This window comes from Rhodopseudomonas boonkerdii, assembly GCF_021184025.1.
Classification (GTDB): Bacteria; Pseudomonadota; Alphaproteobacteria; order Rhizobiales; family Xanthobacteraceae; genus Tardiphaga; species Tardiphaga boonkerdii.
The window spans coordinates 1,277,830-1,293,233 of record NZ_CP036537.1 but is presented as its reverse complement, the minus strand read 5'-3'; the positions used below and the strand labels follow the sequence as shown (position 1 = coordinate 1,293,233).

Here is a 15,404-nt window from a genome sequence, read left to right as displayed (position 1 = left end):
CTCCTGTTCATCCGTTGTTTGTGTCGCGACGCACTAGCCCCAGACGCGCCCCGCGCGGGGCGTATCGATCTGGTAATCGGTGGCGTGACGCGTGAAGAATTCCCGCCCGAATTGCCGGGCACGCGCGAGCGGCTGATGGGGATCGCGCTCCACATCGCTCCGCGCATTGCCGTAGCCATGGACATGCCCGACGAAGGTCGAGCGCGTGTAACGGCTGTATTCCTGAAGCTGATGCACGATCCCGGCGGGAACGTTCGGGAACGTCTCCTCCGAACTCAGGACCAGGCCGATCCGTTTGCCCATCATCCGCTCCACGACCGAAGACGACTGCGGATGCGACGCCGCGACGTAACAAAACATGCGATCGAAGAAGGCCTTGAGCTGCGATGACACGCCGTACCAATAGATCGGCGTCGCAACGATGAAGCCTTCGGCAGGCAGAAAGCCGTCGAAAAACACGGCGCGAAAACCGTCATCGATTGCGCATTCGCCATCGTCCCGACGGCACTGCCGGCAATCCCTCAGAAAGGCGGCGAGAACGTCGTCGGCATAAACGAACCTGACCGCATGGCCGGCTTCCTCCAGCCCCTGCCTGACGGCCTGCGCCAGTGCGGCGGAATTGCCATTCCGTCGGGGGCTCGAACTGAGAACCAGTGCCTGCATCATCCCTCTCTGAAACTCGATCGTCAGTGACGGGATTGCTACATTAATTTAAATGATCGGTCAATAAAATTAATTAGAGGCATCGCCGCACCGACGCCCGTCCTTCCCGACGATCGCAGTGCCGAGCCCCGACGGAGAGCCAAGAGGTTGAAGACGCGCCGACACCCACGTGCTGAAACGTGTCTGCCGTGCGCGGCAACGACGCCGAGCGCTAATTCTGGATCAAATCGCTGGAGCAGGTGGTGGCGGTCTGCCTGGCGCGGACGCATTAGCCACGCGCTCTTTCAGGCCCCACACGCCACCCTCATGGTGAGGAGCGCGCCACTTGGCGCGCGTCTCGAACCATGCATGCAGAGCACTCGGTCATCCTTCGAGACGCCGCTGCGCGGCTCCTCAGGATGAGGGACTGAGTGTGTGGCGGAGTTTAAATCCGCGCGACCAAATCCTTGATCAGCGCCGTGATCCGCCCGTCGGGCTTCTCCAGTTCAGCCATGATCGAGAAGTGATCCGCGCCCGGAATCTCCTCATAGCTCACGGGCAGCCCGTGTTGCGCGCGATAGGCCGCGAGATCGGCACTCTGCTGACGCAGGATCGGCAGCTCGGCGCCGCCGGCCACGATGGCGAGCGGCTTGTTCGGGCCATCCTGCATCAGCGGTGATTGCCGCTTCGACATCGCCTCATCGAGCTTGAGCTTTTCGTTGAGATAGGAGGCACGGATCGGCTCGAGATCGTAGATGCCCGAGATCGCGACACCGCCCTTCACCTTCGGATGCGACAGCGTGGTCGCCGTAAGATGACCACCAGCCGACCAGCCGGACACCACGATACGATTCGCATCGATGCCGAGCTTTCCAGCCTGATCGACCAGGGCATCGACTCCGGCACGAACTTCCGCAACGATCTCGTCCAGCGTCGCATCGGGCGCCAGCGTGTAACCGATCGCAGCGACATTGATGCCATGAGCGATGGGACCAGCGGCGAAGCAGGTGAAGAAATCCTTCGAGCGCATCTGCCAGTAGCCGCCATGGATCAGCAGCAGCACGGGGCCGCCTTCGGCGACCTTGATCAGATCGAATTTGTTACGCTCGCGCGGACCATAGGCGATGTCGAGATATGCGGGGTATTTCGCCTTCATCGCATCCGAACGTTGTCCCCATCCATTGGCGATCTCGGCACTTCCGGCAACGGCCGTGCCGTTGTTGAGACCGGCATCGAGCTGTTCGCGCGACATCGCGCGCCAGTTGGAATCGCCGAAAGCATTACTCATGGTTGTCTTCCCTGCTTGCATCTCTGATTGTATGGCACGCGGCCGCTCATGGGCCCCCATCTCATGGGCCCCAATTATGCAAGAAATGGGCTAGACCGCCACGCACCTGACCATCATGCTGCCTCCGCTTTTTCTGCATCACACTGGAGACGTGCGTGGCTTCCCATTCCGACCTCATCAAAGCGACGGCCTGCGCCGTCGTCGATCAACTCAATAGCGGGACGGTGACGCCGCTCGACCTGCTCGATGCGCTGGAAGCCCGGGTCAAGGAAGTGGAAGGGCAGGTCAACGCGCTGCCGATCCTGTGCTTCGATCGCGCACGCGACCATGCCAGGGCATTGATGAAGAAGCCGCTCGGTGAGCGCGGCATCCTCGCCGGCCTACCGGTGCCGATCAAGGATCTGACCTCCGTCGCCGGCGTGCGCACCACGCAAGGTTCGCCGATCTTCAAGGATGTGGTGCCCACCAAGTCCAACGTGCTGGTCGAACGCCTCGAAGAGAATGGCGGTGTGGTCTATGCGAAATCCAACACGCCGGAATTCGGCGCCGGCGCGAATACGTTCAACGACGTGTTCGGCGCGACCCTGAATCCCTGGGATCTGTCGAAATCGGCGGCCGGCTCGTCCGGCGGCGCGGCCGCGGCGCTGGCCAGCGGCACGGCCTGGATCGCCCATGGCTCGGATATGGGCGGCTCGCTGCGCAACCCCGCCAGCTTCTGCGGCATTGTCGGCCTGCGCCCAAGCGTCGGCCGCGTCGCCTCGACGCCGAATATCGCGCTGGCTCGCATGGTCAGCGTGCAGGGCCCGATGGCACGCAATGTCGAAGATCTCGCGCTGATGCTCGACGCCATGAGCGGCGAACATCCCGCCGACCTGATCTCGCTGCCAAAGCTGCCGGAGACGTTCCGCTCCGCCGTGCGTGCGGGCAAGAAGCCGAAGCGGATCGCCTACTCGCCCGATCTCGGCATCACCCCCGTCGATCCGGAAGTCGCGGCGCTGACCCGCAAGGCGGCCGAGCGTTTTGCCGAGGCAGGCGTCATCGTCGAGGAAGCACATCCCGACCTTCGTGAAGCCCATGAATGTTTCCACGTGCTGCGCGCCTATGACTTCGCCATCTCCAAGCTCGGCTTGCTGCGCGATCATCGCGACAAGCTGAAGCCGGAGGTGATCTGGAATATCGAGGAAGGCCTGAAGCTGAAGGTCGAGGAAATCGCCAAGGCCGAAACGCAGCGCGTGACACTCGCGGCCCGCGCCTACGAGTTCTTCCAGACATACGATCTGCTGCTGTGCCCGGCGACCATCACGCCGCCCTTTCCGATCGAGCAGCGCTATCTCGCCGAATGCAACGGCACCAAGTTCGACAACTACGTGCAGTGGCTCGGCATCGTCTATGCGATCACGGTCACCGGTTGCCCTGCGCTGTCGATCCCCTGCGGGTTCACCACCACCGGCCTGCCGGTCGGTCTGCAGATCGTCGGCCCGCCGCGCGGCGAAGCCTCGCTGCTCGCCGGCGCCCGCGTGCTGGAGGATATTTTGGGCCTGCAATCGATCACGCCCATCGATCCGCGCCCGGCGAAGTAACTGCACTCGGACGCAGGGCGCGGATAAGCGGAGCGTAATCCGCCGGCCGATTTCATAGTTGAAACTCGGCGGCGGATTGCGGCTTCGCCTGATCCGCCCTACGGCCGAGCCGGATACCGCCGAGAAATTCATACTTTAGTATAAGCCACATTGCCGCAGTTTACGTTTAAAGACGTAATGCTGCGTCGCGGGCGCAGGCGGATCGAACGATCCCGCCATCAGCAATGCATTTCCGGCATTGGCTTTTTCCCCCACTCATGGCAACCGAACATTTCGTTTCACGGAATATGAGGGCTTTTAGTGGCTGATACATTCGCACCGCCGGCGGACGGCAAACTCCATTTCGACGACGCCAAAAAACGCATCAAGGCGATCTTCATCGGCTCGATGGGCAATCTCGTCGAATGGTACGACTTCTATGCGTACACCGCCTTCGCGCTGTATTTCGCGCCAGCCTTCTTCCCCTCCAACGATCCGGTGGTGCAGCAGCTCAATGCGGCCGTGCTGTTCGCCGCGACCTTCCTGATGCGCCCGCTCGGTGGCTGGTTGTTCGGCTTCCTGGCAGACCGCTATGGACGCCGCTTGTCGCTCACCGTCTCGGTGCTTTGCATGTGCTTCGGCTCGCTGATCATCGCGCTGTCCCCGACCTATGCGACCATCGGCTTCGCCGCACCCGTCCTGCTGGCGCTCGCCCGCATCATCCAGGGCCTCAGCCTCGGCGGCGAATATGGTGCCTCCGCGACCTATCTGTCGGAAGTCGCCGATCCCAACCATCGCGGTTTCTATTCGAGCTTCCAGTATGTGACGCTGATCGGCGGCCAGCTCACCGCCATCATCGTTCTCCTGCTGCTGCAGAAGGTGTTCCTCACCGAGCAGGAGCTGAAGGACTGGGGCTGGCGCATTCCATTCTTCATCGGCGCCAGCCTCGCCATCTTCGCCGCCGTGATGCGTCGCGACATGCACGAGACCGAGCAATTCACGGAAGCAAAGAAGCAGTCGAAGCCGATGGGCTCGATGGCCGGCCTGCTGAAATATCCGCGCGAACTGCTGCTGGTTGTCGGCCTCACCGCCGGCGGCACGGCTGCCTTCTATACGTTCACGACGTATATGCAGACCTTCGTCAAACTCTCGGTCGGCCTCACAGCCGATCAGACCACCACGGTGATCTTCGGCACGCTGGTGTTCGCCTGCATCCTGCAGCCGATCTATGGCGCGCTGTCGGACCGCTTCGGCCGCAAGCCGTTGCTGATCTTCTTCGGTGTGGCCGGAACGCTCTGCACGGTTCCGATCCTCACCACGCTGCAGACCACCAAGTCGCCCTTTGTCGCGTTCCTGCTGATCTGCGGCGCCTGGATCTTCGTGGCGGGCTACACCTCGATCAATGCGGTGGTGAAGGCGGAACTGTTCCCGACCAATATCCGCGCCATGGGCGTCGGCGTACCCTACGCGCTGACCGTCTCGATCTTCGGCGGCACGGCTCCGGCCGTCGCGTTGTATTTCAAGCAGTCGGGGCACGAGCATTATTTCTACTATTACCTGTCGGCCATGATCTTCCTGTCGCTGCTCATCTACGCCACGATGCGCGACACCAAGCACAACTCGGCCATGCACCGTCACGAGTGACGGTCAACACCCAACCATGGAGCGTCAGCGATGGATGAGGACAAAACGCCTGCAGAATCCAAGCTGACGCAGACCAAGCAGCGCTGGGCGCGCGAGGGCCGTTTTCTCACCGGCCGGCACGCACGCCCGGACACCGAACGACTTCCGCCCGGCCAGCACCTGACACAGGACTGGCCGGTGCTGGATCTGGGCCTCACACCCGACATCTCCCGCGAGCGCTGGCGCCTCGATGTCTATGGCGCCGTCGAGACGCCGCTGTTCTGGGACTTTGCGCAATTCTCCGCGCAATCGCAGTCAACTTTCATCTCCGACATCCACTGCGTCACCACCTGGTCGCGCTATGACAATCAGTGGGAAGGCCTTTCGACCCGCGCATTGCTCGATGCATGCCGGCCGAAGCCCGATGCACGTTTCGTGTCGCTTGAATCCTATGACGGTTACACGACCAATCTCTCGATCGAGGATTTCGCTGCCGACGATGCGCTGCTGGCGCATTCGTGGCAAGGCACGCCGATCGACCGCGACCATGGCGGCCCCGTGCGCGTGGTCGTGCCGCATCTGTATTTCTGGAAGAGCGCCAAATGGCTGCAGCGCATCGAGTTCCGCGGCGATGACAAGCCTGGCTACTGGGAAATCCGAGGGTACCACAATCGCGGCGATCCGTGGCTGGAACAGCGCTATTCGGATGATTGATCGGACACCCCGGCAGCCGATGCGCGCAAATGATTTCACGATTGAAATCAATGTTTTCCGATTTAGGTTCCAGTTGTTAATACGATCTCCGACAATGTGAATCCGCTGCGTTAACCTTTCTTAAAGATGTCGCTCGCTGCCCACGCCACGCGTGGTAAATCTCAATTGCACCGACAGAATCATTTTCGCACCGACACGGATATGCGCCGGCATCCTGCCGCAGATTGTTTGGGAATTTCATGAGCGAACGCCTGTCCTACCAGCCCACCAGCGCTCCCCTCCCGGATCAGGAACAGAAGCGAGCGGCGCTCAGCTATCTCAACGAGGCATGGGCCGAAGCGCGGCATGACGGCGTCGACGGCGACTGCCTTGCCCAGGCGAGCCTGTTCGCAGCCTTCGCGGAACTGGTCGGGACCTACGGCGAGGATGCGGTGGCGAAGTTTGTCGAAGGCCTGCCAACGCGCGTGCGCAATGGCGAGTTTTCACTGACGCTGGCAAGACAGTAGATCTCAATCGAACTGTCATCGCCCGGCTTGACCGGGCGATCCAGTAAACTCTACCGATCGCGCTTCAACACACTGACGTCGTTTACTGGATCACCCGCCTTCGCGGGTGATGACAGTTCGAGCGTGCTCACTGCTTCAACGTCTCCAGAAACTTCACCGTCTCGCCCTGCGACGGCGTGACGAGTTCGCCCTGCCACATCACTTGCCTGCCGCGCACGAAGGTGCCGACCGGCCAGCCCTTCACCGTTACCCCATCATAAGGCGTCCAGCCCGCCTTCGAGGCCACCCACTTGTTGGTGATGGTTTCGCTGCGCTTGAGATCGACCACGGTGAAGTCGGCGTCATAGCCGGCAGCGATGCGGCCCTTCATCGCCATGTTGTAGAGCCGCGCCGGACCGGCGCTGGTGAGATCGACGAAACGCTGCAGCGACAGCCGGCCAGCATTCACATGATCAAGCATCAACGGGACCAGCGTCTGCACGCCGGTCATGCCCGAGGGCGAGGCCGGATAGACCTTCTGCTTCTCTTCCAGCGTATGCGGCGCGTGGTCGGAGCCGAGCACGTCGATGATGCCCTGCTCGATGCCCTTCCAGATGCCGGCGCGGTGGCTGGCATCGCGCACCGGCGGATTCATCTGCGCCAGCGTGCCGAGACGCTCATAGCATTCCGGCGCTGCCATGGTGAGGTGATGCGGCGTCGCCTCGCAGGAGGCAACATCCTTGTGATCCCGGAGATAATCGATCTCTTCCTTGGTCGAGATATGCAGCACATGGATGCGCTTGCCGGTCTCGCGGGCGAGATTGACCAGGCGCTGCGTCGCCATCAGCGCCGCGACCTCATCGCGCCACACCGGATGCGAGCGGGCGTCGCCCTCGATCCGCAGGCCCTTGCGATCGTTGAGGCGGAACTCGTCCTCCGCATGGAAAGCGGCGCGGCGCCTGATGACCTGGAAGATGCGGCGGAGGCTGTCGTCGTCCTCGACCAGCAGGGCTCCGGTGGAAGAGCCGATGAAGACCTTGACGCCGGCACAGCCGGGTGCCCGTTCCAGCTCTGGCAGGTCCTGCACATTCTCGCGGGTACCGCCGATGAAGAACGCATAATCGCAATGCATGCGGTGATGACCGCGCTTCACCTTGTCGGTGAACGTCGTCTCGTCGATGGTCAGCGGATTGGTGTTCGGCATCTCGAACACAGCGGTAACGCCCCCCATCACGGCGCTGCGCGAGCCGCTTTCGAGGTCTTCCTTGTGCTCAAGGCCGGGCTCGCGGAAATGCACCTGAGTGTCCATCACCCCGGGCAGGATGTGCAGGCCCTTGCAGTCGACGGTCTTGCCCGCCTGCTGCGGCCCGAACGTGCCGAGCGCCGCGATGCGGCCGTCGCGGATTCCGATGTCGCGCTGGCCCTCACCATCCTGATTGACGACGATGCCGTTCTTCAGAATCGTGTCGAAAGTCTCGCTCATACCGGTCTCGCTTGCACTCTGTGGATGCCGCGCATGATGGGCGCAGGCCTTGTTACCGGCATCTTAGCGGCTTAACTTTGGCGTTGAAATCCGTCAGCCACGATTCCTGAGTTTTTTCGAGATTTTCCGCATGAAAGCAGCATTTCTCCCCGATCGGGGTGTGGTGAGGATCACCGGGGACGACACCCGCAGCTTCCTCAACAACCTCATCACCTCGGACATCGCCGCGCTCGTCCCGGGCAGCGCGCGGTTTGGTGCGCTGCTGACGCCGCAGGGCAAGATCGTGGCTGATTTTCTCGTGACGGAGGGGCCCGCTGGCAATGGCGGCAGCCTGCTGATCGACTGCCCGCGCGAGCTGGCGCAGCCGCTCGCCACCAAGCTCGGCTTCTACAAGCTGCGCGCCAAGGTGACGGTGGAGAATCTGTCTGACCGGCTCGGCGTGCTCGCGGTATGGGACGGCGAACCCGCAGTGAAACCGGACCTGAGCTTCGCCGATCCACGCAATGCAACGCTGGGATATCGCATCCTGGTGCCGGCCGACCTTGCGGAGAAGACGGCCGCAATCATGGGCGCCGAGCTCATCGATGAGACCGGCTATGAAGCGCATCGCATCGCCTGCGGTGTGCCCCGCGGGGGCATCGACTTCGCCTATGGCGATGCATTCCCGCACGAAACCAATATGGACCGGATGGCCGGCGTCGATTTCGACAAGGGTTGCTATATCGGCCAGGAAGTCGTGTCCCGCATGCAGCACCGCGGCACCACAAGGACACGGATCGTACCCGTGACGCTCGATGGCGCCACGCCTGTCGCCGGAACGGAAATCCGCGCTGCCGACAAGCCGGTCGGCACCATGGGCTCATCCGCGGGCGGCAATGGTCTCGCGCTGGTTCGCACCGACCGCGCCACCGATGCACTCGATGCGGGCGCCGCGTTGCTGGCGGGCGACATCACGATCCACCTCACTGATCCCGAAGCCGTCCGCGCCTTCGCTACCAAAAAGACCGCATGAGCAAAGCTCCGATCACGCATGCCGACGGCAAGACACGCTGCCCCTGGCCGGGCGAAGATCCGTTCTACGTCGCCTATCACGACACCGAATGGGGCGTGCCGGAATATGACGACCGCGCGCTGTATGAGAAGCTCATCCTCGACGGTTTCCAGGCCGGCCTGTCGTGGATCACGATCCTGCGCAAGCGCGACAACTTCCGAAAGGCCTTTGACGACTTCCAGCCGGAAAAGATCGTGCGCTATAGCGAGAAGAAAGTGCATGCGCTGATGAACGACGCTGGCATCGTGCGCAATCGCTCGAAGATCGAGGGTACGATCCTCTCCGCCAAAGGCTATCTGAAAATCATGGAGGAAGGACCCGGCTTCTCGAAGTTCCTGTGGGATTTCGTCGATGGCCAGCCGATCGTCAACAATTTCAAGACGCATGCCAGCGTGCCGGCCTCGACACCGCTGTCGATCAAGATTTCCAAGGAACTGCAGGCGCGCAATTTCAAATTCGTCGGCCCGACCATCGTCTATGCCTTCATGCAGGCCACCGGCATGGTCAATGACCACCTGACCTCCTGCTACTGCCACGCGCTGTGCAGCAAGAAGAAACGCCCGCTGCGGCTGAAGGCGACGTAATGGCCAAAGCAACCGTGACAGGCGGCACACCGCGCGCCTGGCAACGCATGCTGTCAGGCCGCCGGCTCGATCTGCTCGATCCTTCGCCGCTCGATGTCGAGGTGGCAGATATCGCCCACGGCCTCGCGCGCATGGCGCGATGGAACGGGCAGACCCGCGGTGCCCATATCTTCTCAGTCGCGCAGCATTCGCTGCTCGTCGAAGCCGTGATGCGCGAGCAGATCACCCGCATGACTGACCGCGCGGGGCTCGCCGCATTGCTGCACGATTCCCCGGAATATGTGATCGGCGACATGATCTCGCCGTTCAAGGCCGTGATTGGCAATGCCTACAAGATGGTGGAACGTCGCCTGCTCGCGGCGATCCATATGCGTTTCGGCTTGCCGGCCGAGCTCGACCCGAAAATGACCAAGGCAATCAAGAATGCCGATATGGCCGCGGCCTATCTGGAAGCCACGCGGCTTGCAGGCTTCGCCGAAGCCGACGCGAAGCGGCTGTTTGGCAAGGATCCGTGTTTGCCGCTCGACATGGAGGCAGAGTATCTGACCCCGTGGTCTGCCAGCAAAGCGGAAAGGCGGTTTCTCGCGCGGTTCGAGGTGCTGAAGGCGGGATGACACGCACAGCGCGCTCGCGGTAGAAAGAACATCATGATCTATGTCTGCTCCCTCGCCGACCTGCATGCCACCGTCAAGGCGACGGGGGCGAGCCATGTGCTGACGATCATGGCTAACGTGGCGCAGGTGGTGCGACCAGAGACGGTGACCGAGGACAATCACCTGCGAGTGCAGGTGGACGACATCACCGAAGCCATGGACGGTTTCGTCGCGCCGGATGCGAGCCATGTGACGCAGGTGATGGATTTCGTGCGCGGCTGGGATCGTGCCGCGCCGCTGGTGATCCACTGCTATGCCGGCATCTCGCGCTCCACGGCCAGCGCCTTCACCGCGGCCTGCATGCTCAATCCCGATCGCGACGAGCACGAGATCGCGCAGCGCATCCGCGCGGCCTCTCCCATCGCATCGCCAAACCGGTTGATCGTATCGCTCGCCGACAACGCGCTCGGCCGCAACGGACGGATGATCCGTGCGCTCGATGCCATGGGTCCCGGCAGCCTGATGGTGGCCGGCAAGCCGTTTCGCATCGATCTGGATTGATGCGCCAAAGTTCATTCGCGGCTTGAACCATTGCGACTTCGACGAGCACTAAGCTGCTAGTCGCCAAGATGTCACCACCAACTCGGTCCTCATCCTGAGGAGCCGCGCAGCGGCGTCTCGAAGGATGGCCGCACACGCGGAGTCTCATCCTTTCATGGTTCGAGGCGGCGCTACGCGCCTCCTCACCATGAGGGCTGAGCGTTTGGTCGCGGCAGCTTCCCTACCTCCATCCCTTGTGGGACAAGGATGGAAGAAGACTGAGGACTTACGTTACATGTTCGATCTCGATTTCATTGCGCTTGTCGTTGCCATCGTCGCCTTCTTCTTTGCACGCAAGGCGCGCCATGAGGTGCGAATCCTGCGCGCACGGCTCGACGCGCTCGAAGCCGCGCCGCGCGTCGCGACCGCAGCTGCTGCAGCCGTGGAAACAGCAGCGCCGCTCGCGCCCGAATTGCCCGCCGAGATCAAGACACCAGACCCGATCACCAGCGCCACCGACGAGCTCATTCCGTCGCAGCCGCCCGAGCTCTCTCTTGCCCAGCCGGTGCCGGAGGCCGCAACCGCACCGGAAACCACGGCACCCGCGGCCGTCAACCCCAGCTTCGAAGAACGCATCGGCACGCGCTGGGTGGTCTGGGTGGGTGGCCTGACGTTGGCCCTCGGCGGCCTCTTCATGGTGCGCTATTCCATCGAGGCTGGTCTGCTCGGCCCGGAGGTGCGCGTGCTGCTCGGCGGACTGTTCGCGCTGGCGCTGCTCGCCACCGGCGAATTCGCGCGCCGAAAGGAATCGCTCTCCTCGATCGCACCGCTGCCGATTGCCAACATCCCGGCGATCCTCACCGCGGCCGGTACGGCCGTCGCCTTCGCCACGATCTATGCGGCTTACGCGCTCTACGACTTCCTCGTGCCCGGCACCGCCTTCGTGCTGCTCGGCATCGTCGCCATGGGCACCATGGCCGCAGCGCTGTTACATGGACCCGCGCTTGCGGGGCTCGGCCTCGTCGGCGCTTTTGTGACGCCGATGCTGGTGTCATCAGGCAAGCCCGACTACTGGGCGCTCTACATCTATCTCGCCATCGTCACCGCCGCCGCCTTTGCGCTGGCGCGGATGCGGATGTGGCGCTGGCTGGTGCTGACCACCATCGCCTTCACGACCTTCTGGACGCTGCCGGGACTCGATAACGCAGCCACGCTGGTTGCGCCGCATGTCTTCCACGTCATCGCCTGCTTCGTGCTCGCCGCGCTGCTGGTGGTGTGCGGCTTCATGTATGGCCCACCGGCCGAGCCCGGCCGCATTGAAGGGATTTCATCGGCGGCGCTCGGAACCAGCCTGCTCGGCGCGACGCTGATCGTGCTCGCCAGTTTCCATACGGATCTGGCGATGGCCGCCTTCGCGCTGCTGGTCGCCGGCACGCTGTTCGTCGCCTGGTATGCGCAAGCCGCGACCGGCGCGGTCGCCATCGCCGCCGTCTTCGTCGCGGCGGTCTTCCTGTCCTGGGCCATTCAGGGCAATCTCGATCTGCTGGTGCTCCCCGGAGGGCCGCTGGAAGGCATCGGCGTCAGCCCGATTCAGGGCTCCGTGACAACGCATCTCGCCAGCGCCGCGGTGTTCGCCCTCGGCTTCGGCATTATCGGCTTCCTGGCGCAGGGACGGTCGGTCAGTGCGGTCGTTCCGGTGATCTGGGCCGCTTGCGCCACCTTCGTGCCGATTGCACTCCTGATCGCGCTCTATGCCCGGATTGCGCATCTTGATCGCTCGGTGCCCTTCGCGATCCTCGCCGTCATCATCGCAGCCGGCTTTGCCGCCGCGACCGAAATACTCGGCAAGCGCGCGCAGCGGCCCGGCATTGCGATTTCCACCGCCTTGTTTGCCACCGGAACGCTCGGCGCACTGGCGCTGGCACTGACCTTTGCGCTGGAGAAGGGTTGGCTCACCATTTCTCTGGCGCTAATGGCGCTCGGCACCGCATGGATTTCCATGCAGCGCCCGATCCCGTTCCTGCGCTGGCTCGCTGCCCTCCTCGCCGGCATCGTCTGCGCCCGCATGGCCTGGGAGCCGCGGGTAATCGGTGATCTCGTCGGGACGACGCCGATCTTCAACTGGCTGCTGTGGGGTTACGGCGTGCCGGCCGCATCGTTCTGGAGCGCCAGCGTGCTGATGCGCCGCAGCGGCGACGATGCGCCGTTGCGCATGGTGGAATCCGCCGCGATCCTGTTCACCGTTCTGCTCGTGTTTCTGCAGATCCGCCATTACGTCAATGGTGGCGATGTCTATCGCGTCGACTCGGACCTTCTTGAGGTCGCGCTGCAGGTTTGCACAACGCTCGCCATGGCGATCGGCCTTGAACGGCTGCGGGTGCGCAGCGGCAGCATCGTGCACAACGTCGGCGCGGTGATCCTGACGGTCTATGCCGGCCTCGCCTCGCTGGGCGGGCTGCTCTTCATCGCCAACCCCAGTATCTGGCGCATCGACGTGGGCGGTGTGGTCTTCAATCTCCTGCTGCTCGGCTATGCCTTGCCCGCGGTGCTGGCGCTGCTGCTGTCCTACGCTGTAGCCGGCCAGCGCAAGCCGGCTTATGCCAACACCGTTGCTGGTGCCGCCCTTGTGCTGGCGCTGACCTATGTGACGTTCGAAACCCGGCGCATCTATCACGGTCCTGTCTTTTCCAACACGCCGATCTTTGACGCCGAGCAATATACGCTGTCGATCGCCTGGCTCATTTTCGGCGTAGCGCTGCTCGCTGCCGGCCTCATCTTCTCCTCACAACGCGCGCGGCTGGCTTCGGCGGTCGTGATAGGCCTCACCGTCCTGAAGGCCTTCCTCATCGATATGTCATCGCTGACGGGCGTCTGGCGCGCATTGTCCTTCATGTGCCTCGGCCTGGTGCTGGTGGCGATCGGCTATCTGTATCAACGCATCCTGTTCTCCCGAAAAAGAACAAACGAGGTTCGTTCCGAGATTGCCGGAACTTAATTCAACATCACAAGTTTGTTGGGGCGTGATGTTAATGCTGCAACGCGACAATTGAATATCCATCTTTCCGTTGGTCACGCTGCAGCCGCTATCCTCTCTGCGGCGTCCCCAATAAATTTGGAGCCTTCCGATGTCGAAGACCGTCGCCGATGATCTCGTCCATGTCCTCGAACAAATCGGCGTACAGCAGATTTTTGGCCTCGTCGCCGACTCGCTCAATCCCCTAGCGGACTCGGTGAGGCGCTCCAAGATCGAATGGGTGGGCGTGCGCCACGAGGAAGGCGCGGCCTTGGCCGCAGCGGGCCAAGCCAAGCTCACCGGCAAGCTCGGCGTTTGTGCGGGATCGACGGGACCGGGCAGCACGCATCTCGTTGCTGGCCTTTATGAAGCCGCACGCGATCATGCGCCGGTGTTGGCGCTGTCGGGTGACATGGCGCGGGCGATGAAAGGCACGGATTTCTTCCAGACCACCGAGCCGGACCTGCTGTTTCGCGATGTCTCGCTTTACACCCAGACGGTGACCACCGCCGCGCAGGCGCCGCGCGTGTTTCACGAAGCCGTCGCCGCCGCCTATGCCGGCCCCGGCGTCGCGCATCTGACGCTGCCGATGGATGTGCTGTCGCTGAAATCCGACATACCGACATCGAGCATCGCGACGCTCATCCCGCGTGGCGAGATCCTGCCCAATGAGGCCGCTATCGACGATGCCATACGCCGCATCGACGACGCCAAGAGCGTCGTCATCATGTGCGGCCACGGTGCGCTTGGCACCGCAGACCTGCTGCGCGCGCTGTCCGACAAGCTAAAGGCGCCGCTGGTGCATTCGGTGCGCGGCAAGGAGATCATGGCGTTCGACGACCCACGCTGGATGGGCGGCCTCGGCATGATCGGCACCAAGCCGGTCTATGATGCCGTACATGATTGTGACCTGCTGGTGATGGTCGGCACCGACTATCCTTATTCCAACTTCCTGCCCACCAAGGGCCACGTCATCCAGATCGACGAGCGTGCCCAGGCGCTGGGCCGGCGCACACCGACTGCCCTCGGCGTGATCAGCTCGGCCCGGCCCGCACTGGCGATCCTGCTCGGCCGCGTTCAGGCGAAAAACGATGGTAAGTTCTTTGAAAAGACCGCGCACGCACGCCAGAAGTGGGATCAAATGCTCGACAAGCAGGCCGATCCTGCCCGCAGCAAGGGCAAGATTCATCCGCAAGCCGTTGCGCGCGTCACCAGCGATCTCGCCCGTTCGGACGCGATCTTCGTGCTCGATACCGGCTTGAACACATTGTGGTCGGCAAACTGGATCCGCCAGAACGGCACCCAGCGCATCACCGGTTCATTCAACAATGCGGCGGTCGGGACGGCCGTTGGTCAGGCCAACGGCATCCAGATTCTCGATCGCTCCAAGCAGGTCATCGTGCTCACAGGCGACGGCGGCTTCAACATGCTGATGGGCGAATTCATGACGGCCGTACAGCACAAGTTGCCGCTCAAGATTATCGTCTACAACAACTCCGCCCTGGGCCTGATCACTCTGGAAGCCGAGAGCGTCGGCCTGGCCCCATTTCGCGAGGCTATCGAATTCCCGAACCCGGATTTCGCCGCCCTCGCGCGCGCCTGTGGCGGTCAGGGCTTTACAGCGAGGCAACCTGGCGAACTCAAGAAAGCCATCGCTGATGCGCTTGCCTGTGATGGCCCGGCGATCGTCGATTGCGTGGTAGCTGCCGACGAGATTCCGAACCTGCCGCATATCGATGTGAACATGATCGGCAATTACGCGCTGGCGAAGATCAAGGAAGCCGTGATGTCGGTCACCGGTTGAACTTTTGCGTCTCTCCCGTCGTGGG

General features: G+C 62.7%; 13 protein-coding genes. 10 read left to right on the top strand and 3 right to left on the bottom strand.

Annotated elements, in window-relative coordinates:
* Positions 1 to 33: 33 nt before the first annotated feature.
* Entirely contained in the window at positions 34 to 663 is a 630-nt protein-coding gene (locus tag E0H22_RS06000) for a flavodoxin family protein (protein WP_233024736.1), read from the bottom strand.
* A gap of 424 nt (positions 664 to 1,087) precedes the next feature.
* Positions 1,088 to 1,930, bottom strand: a complete 843-nt coding sequence (locus E0H22_RS05995) for an alpha/beta hydrolase (protein WP_233024735.1) — start codon at positions 1,928 to 1,930, stop codon at positions 1,088 to 1,090.
* Between the two features lie 155 nt (positions 1,931 to 2,085).
* Here E0H22_RS05995 and E0H22_RS05990 point away from each other — a divergent pair, with 155 nt between their 5' ends.
* The 4 genes from E0H22_RS05990 (at position 2,086) to E0H22_RS05975 (ending at position 6,332) form a co-directional block, all read left to right on the top strand.
* Complete coding sequence (locus E0H22_RS05990; protein WP_233024734.1) at positions 2,086 to 3,510, top strand: amidase; 1,425 nt, start codon at positions 2,086 to 2,088, stop codon at positions 3,508 to 3,510.
* 387 nt (positions 3,511 to 3,897) lie between these two features.
* The gene (locus tag E0H22_RS05985; RefSeq protein ID WP_233026160.1) at positions 3,898 to 5,133 is read left to right on the top strand and encodes an MFS transporter; all 1,236 of its coding nucleotides are present in this window, start codon (positions 3,898 to 3,900) and stop codon (positions 5,131 to 5,133) included.
* Positions 5,134 to 5,163: 30 nt separating this feature from the next.
* Positions 5,164 to 5,826 (top strand): sulfite oxidase-like oxidoreductase, encoded by a 663-nt coding sequence (locus E0H22_RS05980; RefSeq protein ID WP_233024733.1) that lies wholly within the window; start codon positions 5,164 to 5,166, stop codon positions 5,824 to 5,826.
* A gap of 239 nt (positions 5,827 to 6,065) precedes the next feature.
* The gene (locus tag E0H22_RS05975) at positions 6,066 to 6,332 is read left to right on the top strand and encodes a hypothetical protein (RefSeq protein ID WP_233024732.1); all 267 of its coding nucleotides are present in this window, start codon (positions 6,066 to 6,068) and stop codon (positions 6,330 to 6,332) included.
* Positions 6,333 to 6,459: 127 nt separating this feature from the next.
* Here the strand turns inward: E0H22_RS05975 and E0H22_RS05970 are convergent, their stop codons facing one another.
* Entirely contained in the window at positions 6,460 to 7,794 is a 1,335-nt protein-coding gene (locus tag E0H22_RS05970) for a dihydroorotase (RefSeq protein ID WP_233024731.1), read from the bottom strand.
* A gap of 130 nt (positions 7,795 to 7,924) precedes the next feature.
* Here E0H22_RS05970 and ygfZ point away from each other — a divergent pair, with 130 nt between their 5' ends.
* From ygfZ to E0H22_RS05940, 6 genes are all read left to right on the top strand, one after another.
* Positions 7,925 to 8,806 carry a CAF17-like 4Fe-4S cluster assembly/insertion protein YgfZ gene (ygfZ, locus tag E0H22_RS05965; protein ID WP_233024730.1) on the top strand — a complete coding sequence of 294 codons (882 nt, stop codon included), beginning with the start codon at positions 7,925 to 7,927 and terminating at the stop codon, positions 8,804 to 8,806.
* Complete coding sequence (locus E0H22_RS05960; RefSeq protein WP_233024729.1) at positions 8,803 to 9,429, top strand: DNA-3-methyladenine glycosylase I; 627 nt, start codon at positions 8,803 to 8,805, stop codon at positions 9,427 to 9,429. Before ygfZ ends, E0H22_RS05960 begins: the two co-directional genes overlap by 4 nt.
* Entirely contained in the window at positions 9,429 to 10,043 is a 615-nt protein-coding gene (locus E0H22_RS05955) for an HD family hydrolase (RefSeq protein WP_233024728.1), read from the top strand. Before E0H22_RS05960 ends, E0H22_RS05955 begins: the two co-directional genes overlap by 1 nt.
* A gap of 33 nt (positions 10,044 to 10,076) precedes the next feature.
* The gene (locus tag E0H22_RS05950) at positions 10,077 to 10,583 is read left to right on the top strand and encodes a tyrosine phosphatase family protein (RefSeq protein WP_233024727.1); all 507 of its coding nucleotides are present in this window, start codon (positions 10,077 to 10,079) and stop codon (positions 10,581 to 10,583) included.
* Between the two features lie 274 nt (positions 10,584 to 10,857).
* Positions 10,858 to 13,557 carry a DUF2339 domain-containing protein gene (locus tag E0H22_RS05945; protein WP_233024726.1) on the top strand — a complete coding sequence of 900 codons (2,700 nt, stop codon included), beginning with the start codon at positions 10,858 to 10,860 and terminating at the stop codon, positions 13,555 to 13,557.
* A gap of 130 nt (positions 13,558 to 13,687) precedes the next feature.
* Complete coding sequence (locus E0H22_RS05940; RefSeq protein WP_233024725.1) at positions 13,688 to 15,379, top strand: thiamine pyrophosphate-dependent enzyme; 1,692 nt, start codon at positions 13,688 to 13,690, stop codon at positions 15,377 to 15,379.
* Positions 15,380 to 15,404: the final 25 nt, after the last annotated feature.

Excerpts from the sequence above, each read along its gene's own strand:
- E0H22_RS06000 (WP_233024736.1), bottom strand. The coding sequence starts at position 663 with ATGCAGGCACTGGTTCTCAGTTCGAGCCCCCGACGGAATGGCAATTCC.
- E0H22_RS05980 (WP_233024733.1), top strand. The coding sequence starts at position 5,164 with ATGGATGAGGACAAAACGCCTGCAGAATCCAAGCTGACGCAGACCAAG.
- E0H22_RS05950 (WP_233024727.1), top strand. The coding sequence starts at position 10,077 with ATGATCTATGTCTGCTCCCTCGCCGACCTGCATGCCACCGTCAAGGCG.
- E0H22_RS05940 (WP_233024725.1), top strand. The coding sequence starts at position 13,688 with ATGTCGAAGACCGTCGCCGATGATCTCGTCCATGTCCTCGAACAAATC.
- E0H22_RS05975 (WP_233024732.1), top strand. The coding sequence starts at position 6,066 with ATGAGCGAACGCCTGTCCTACCAGCCCACCAGCGCTCCCCTCCCGGAT.
- E0H22_RS05945 (WP_233024726.1), top strand. The coding sequence starts at position 10,858 with ATGTTCGATCTCGATTTCATTGCGCTTGTCGTTGCCATCGTCGCCTTC.
- E0H22_RS05970 (WP_233024731.1), bottom strand. The coding sequence starts at position 7,794 with ATGAGCGAGACTTTCGACACGATTCTGAAGAACGGCATCGTCGTCAAT.
- E0H22_RS05960 (WP_233024729.1), top strand. The coding sequence starts at position 8,803 with ATGAGCAAAGCTCCGATCACGCATGCCGACGGCAAGACACGCTGCCCC.
- ygfZ (WP_233024730.1), top strand. The coding sequence starts at position 7,925 with ATGAAAGCAGCATTTCTCCCCGATCGGGGTGTGGTGAGGATCACCGGG.
- E0H22_RS05985 (WP_233026160.1), top strand. The coding sequence starts at position 3,898 with ATGGGCAATCTCGTCGAATGGTACGACTTCTATGCGTACACCGCCTTC.
- E0H22_RS05955 (WP_233024728.1), top strand. The coding sequence starts at position 9,429 with ATGGCCAAAGCAACCGTGACAGGCGGCACACCGCGCGCCTGGCAACGC.
- E0H22_RS05995 (WP_233024735.1), bottom strand. The coding sequence starts at position 1,930 with ATGAGTAATGCTTTCGGCGATTCCAACTGGCGCGCGATGTCGCGCGAA.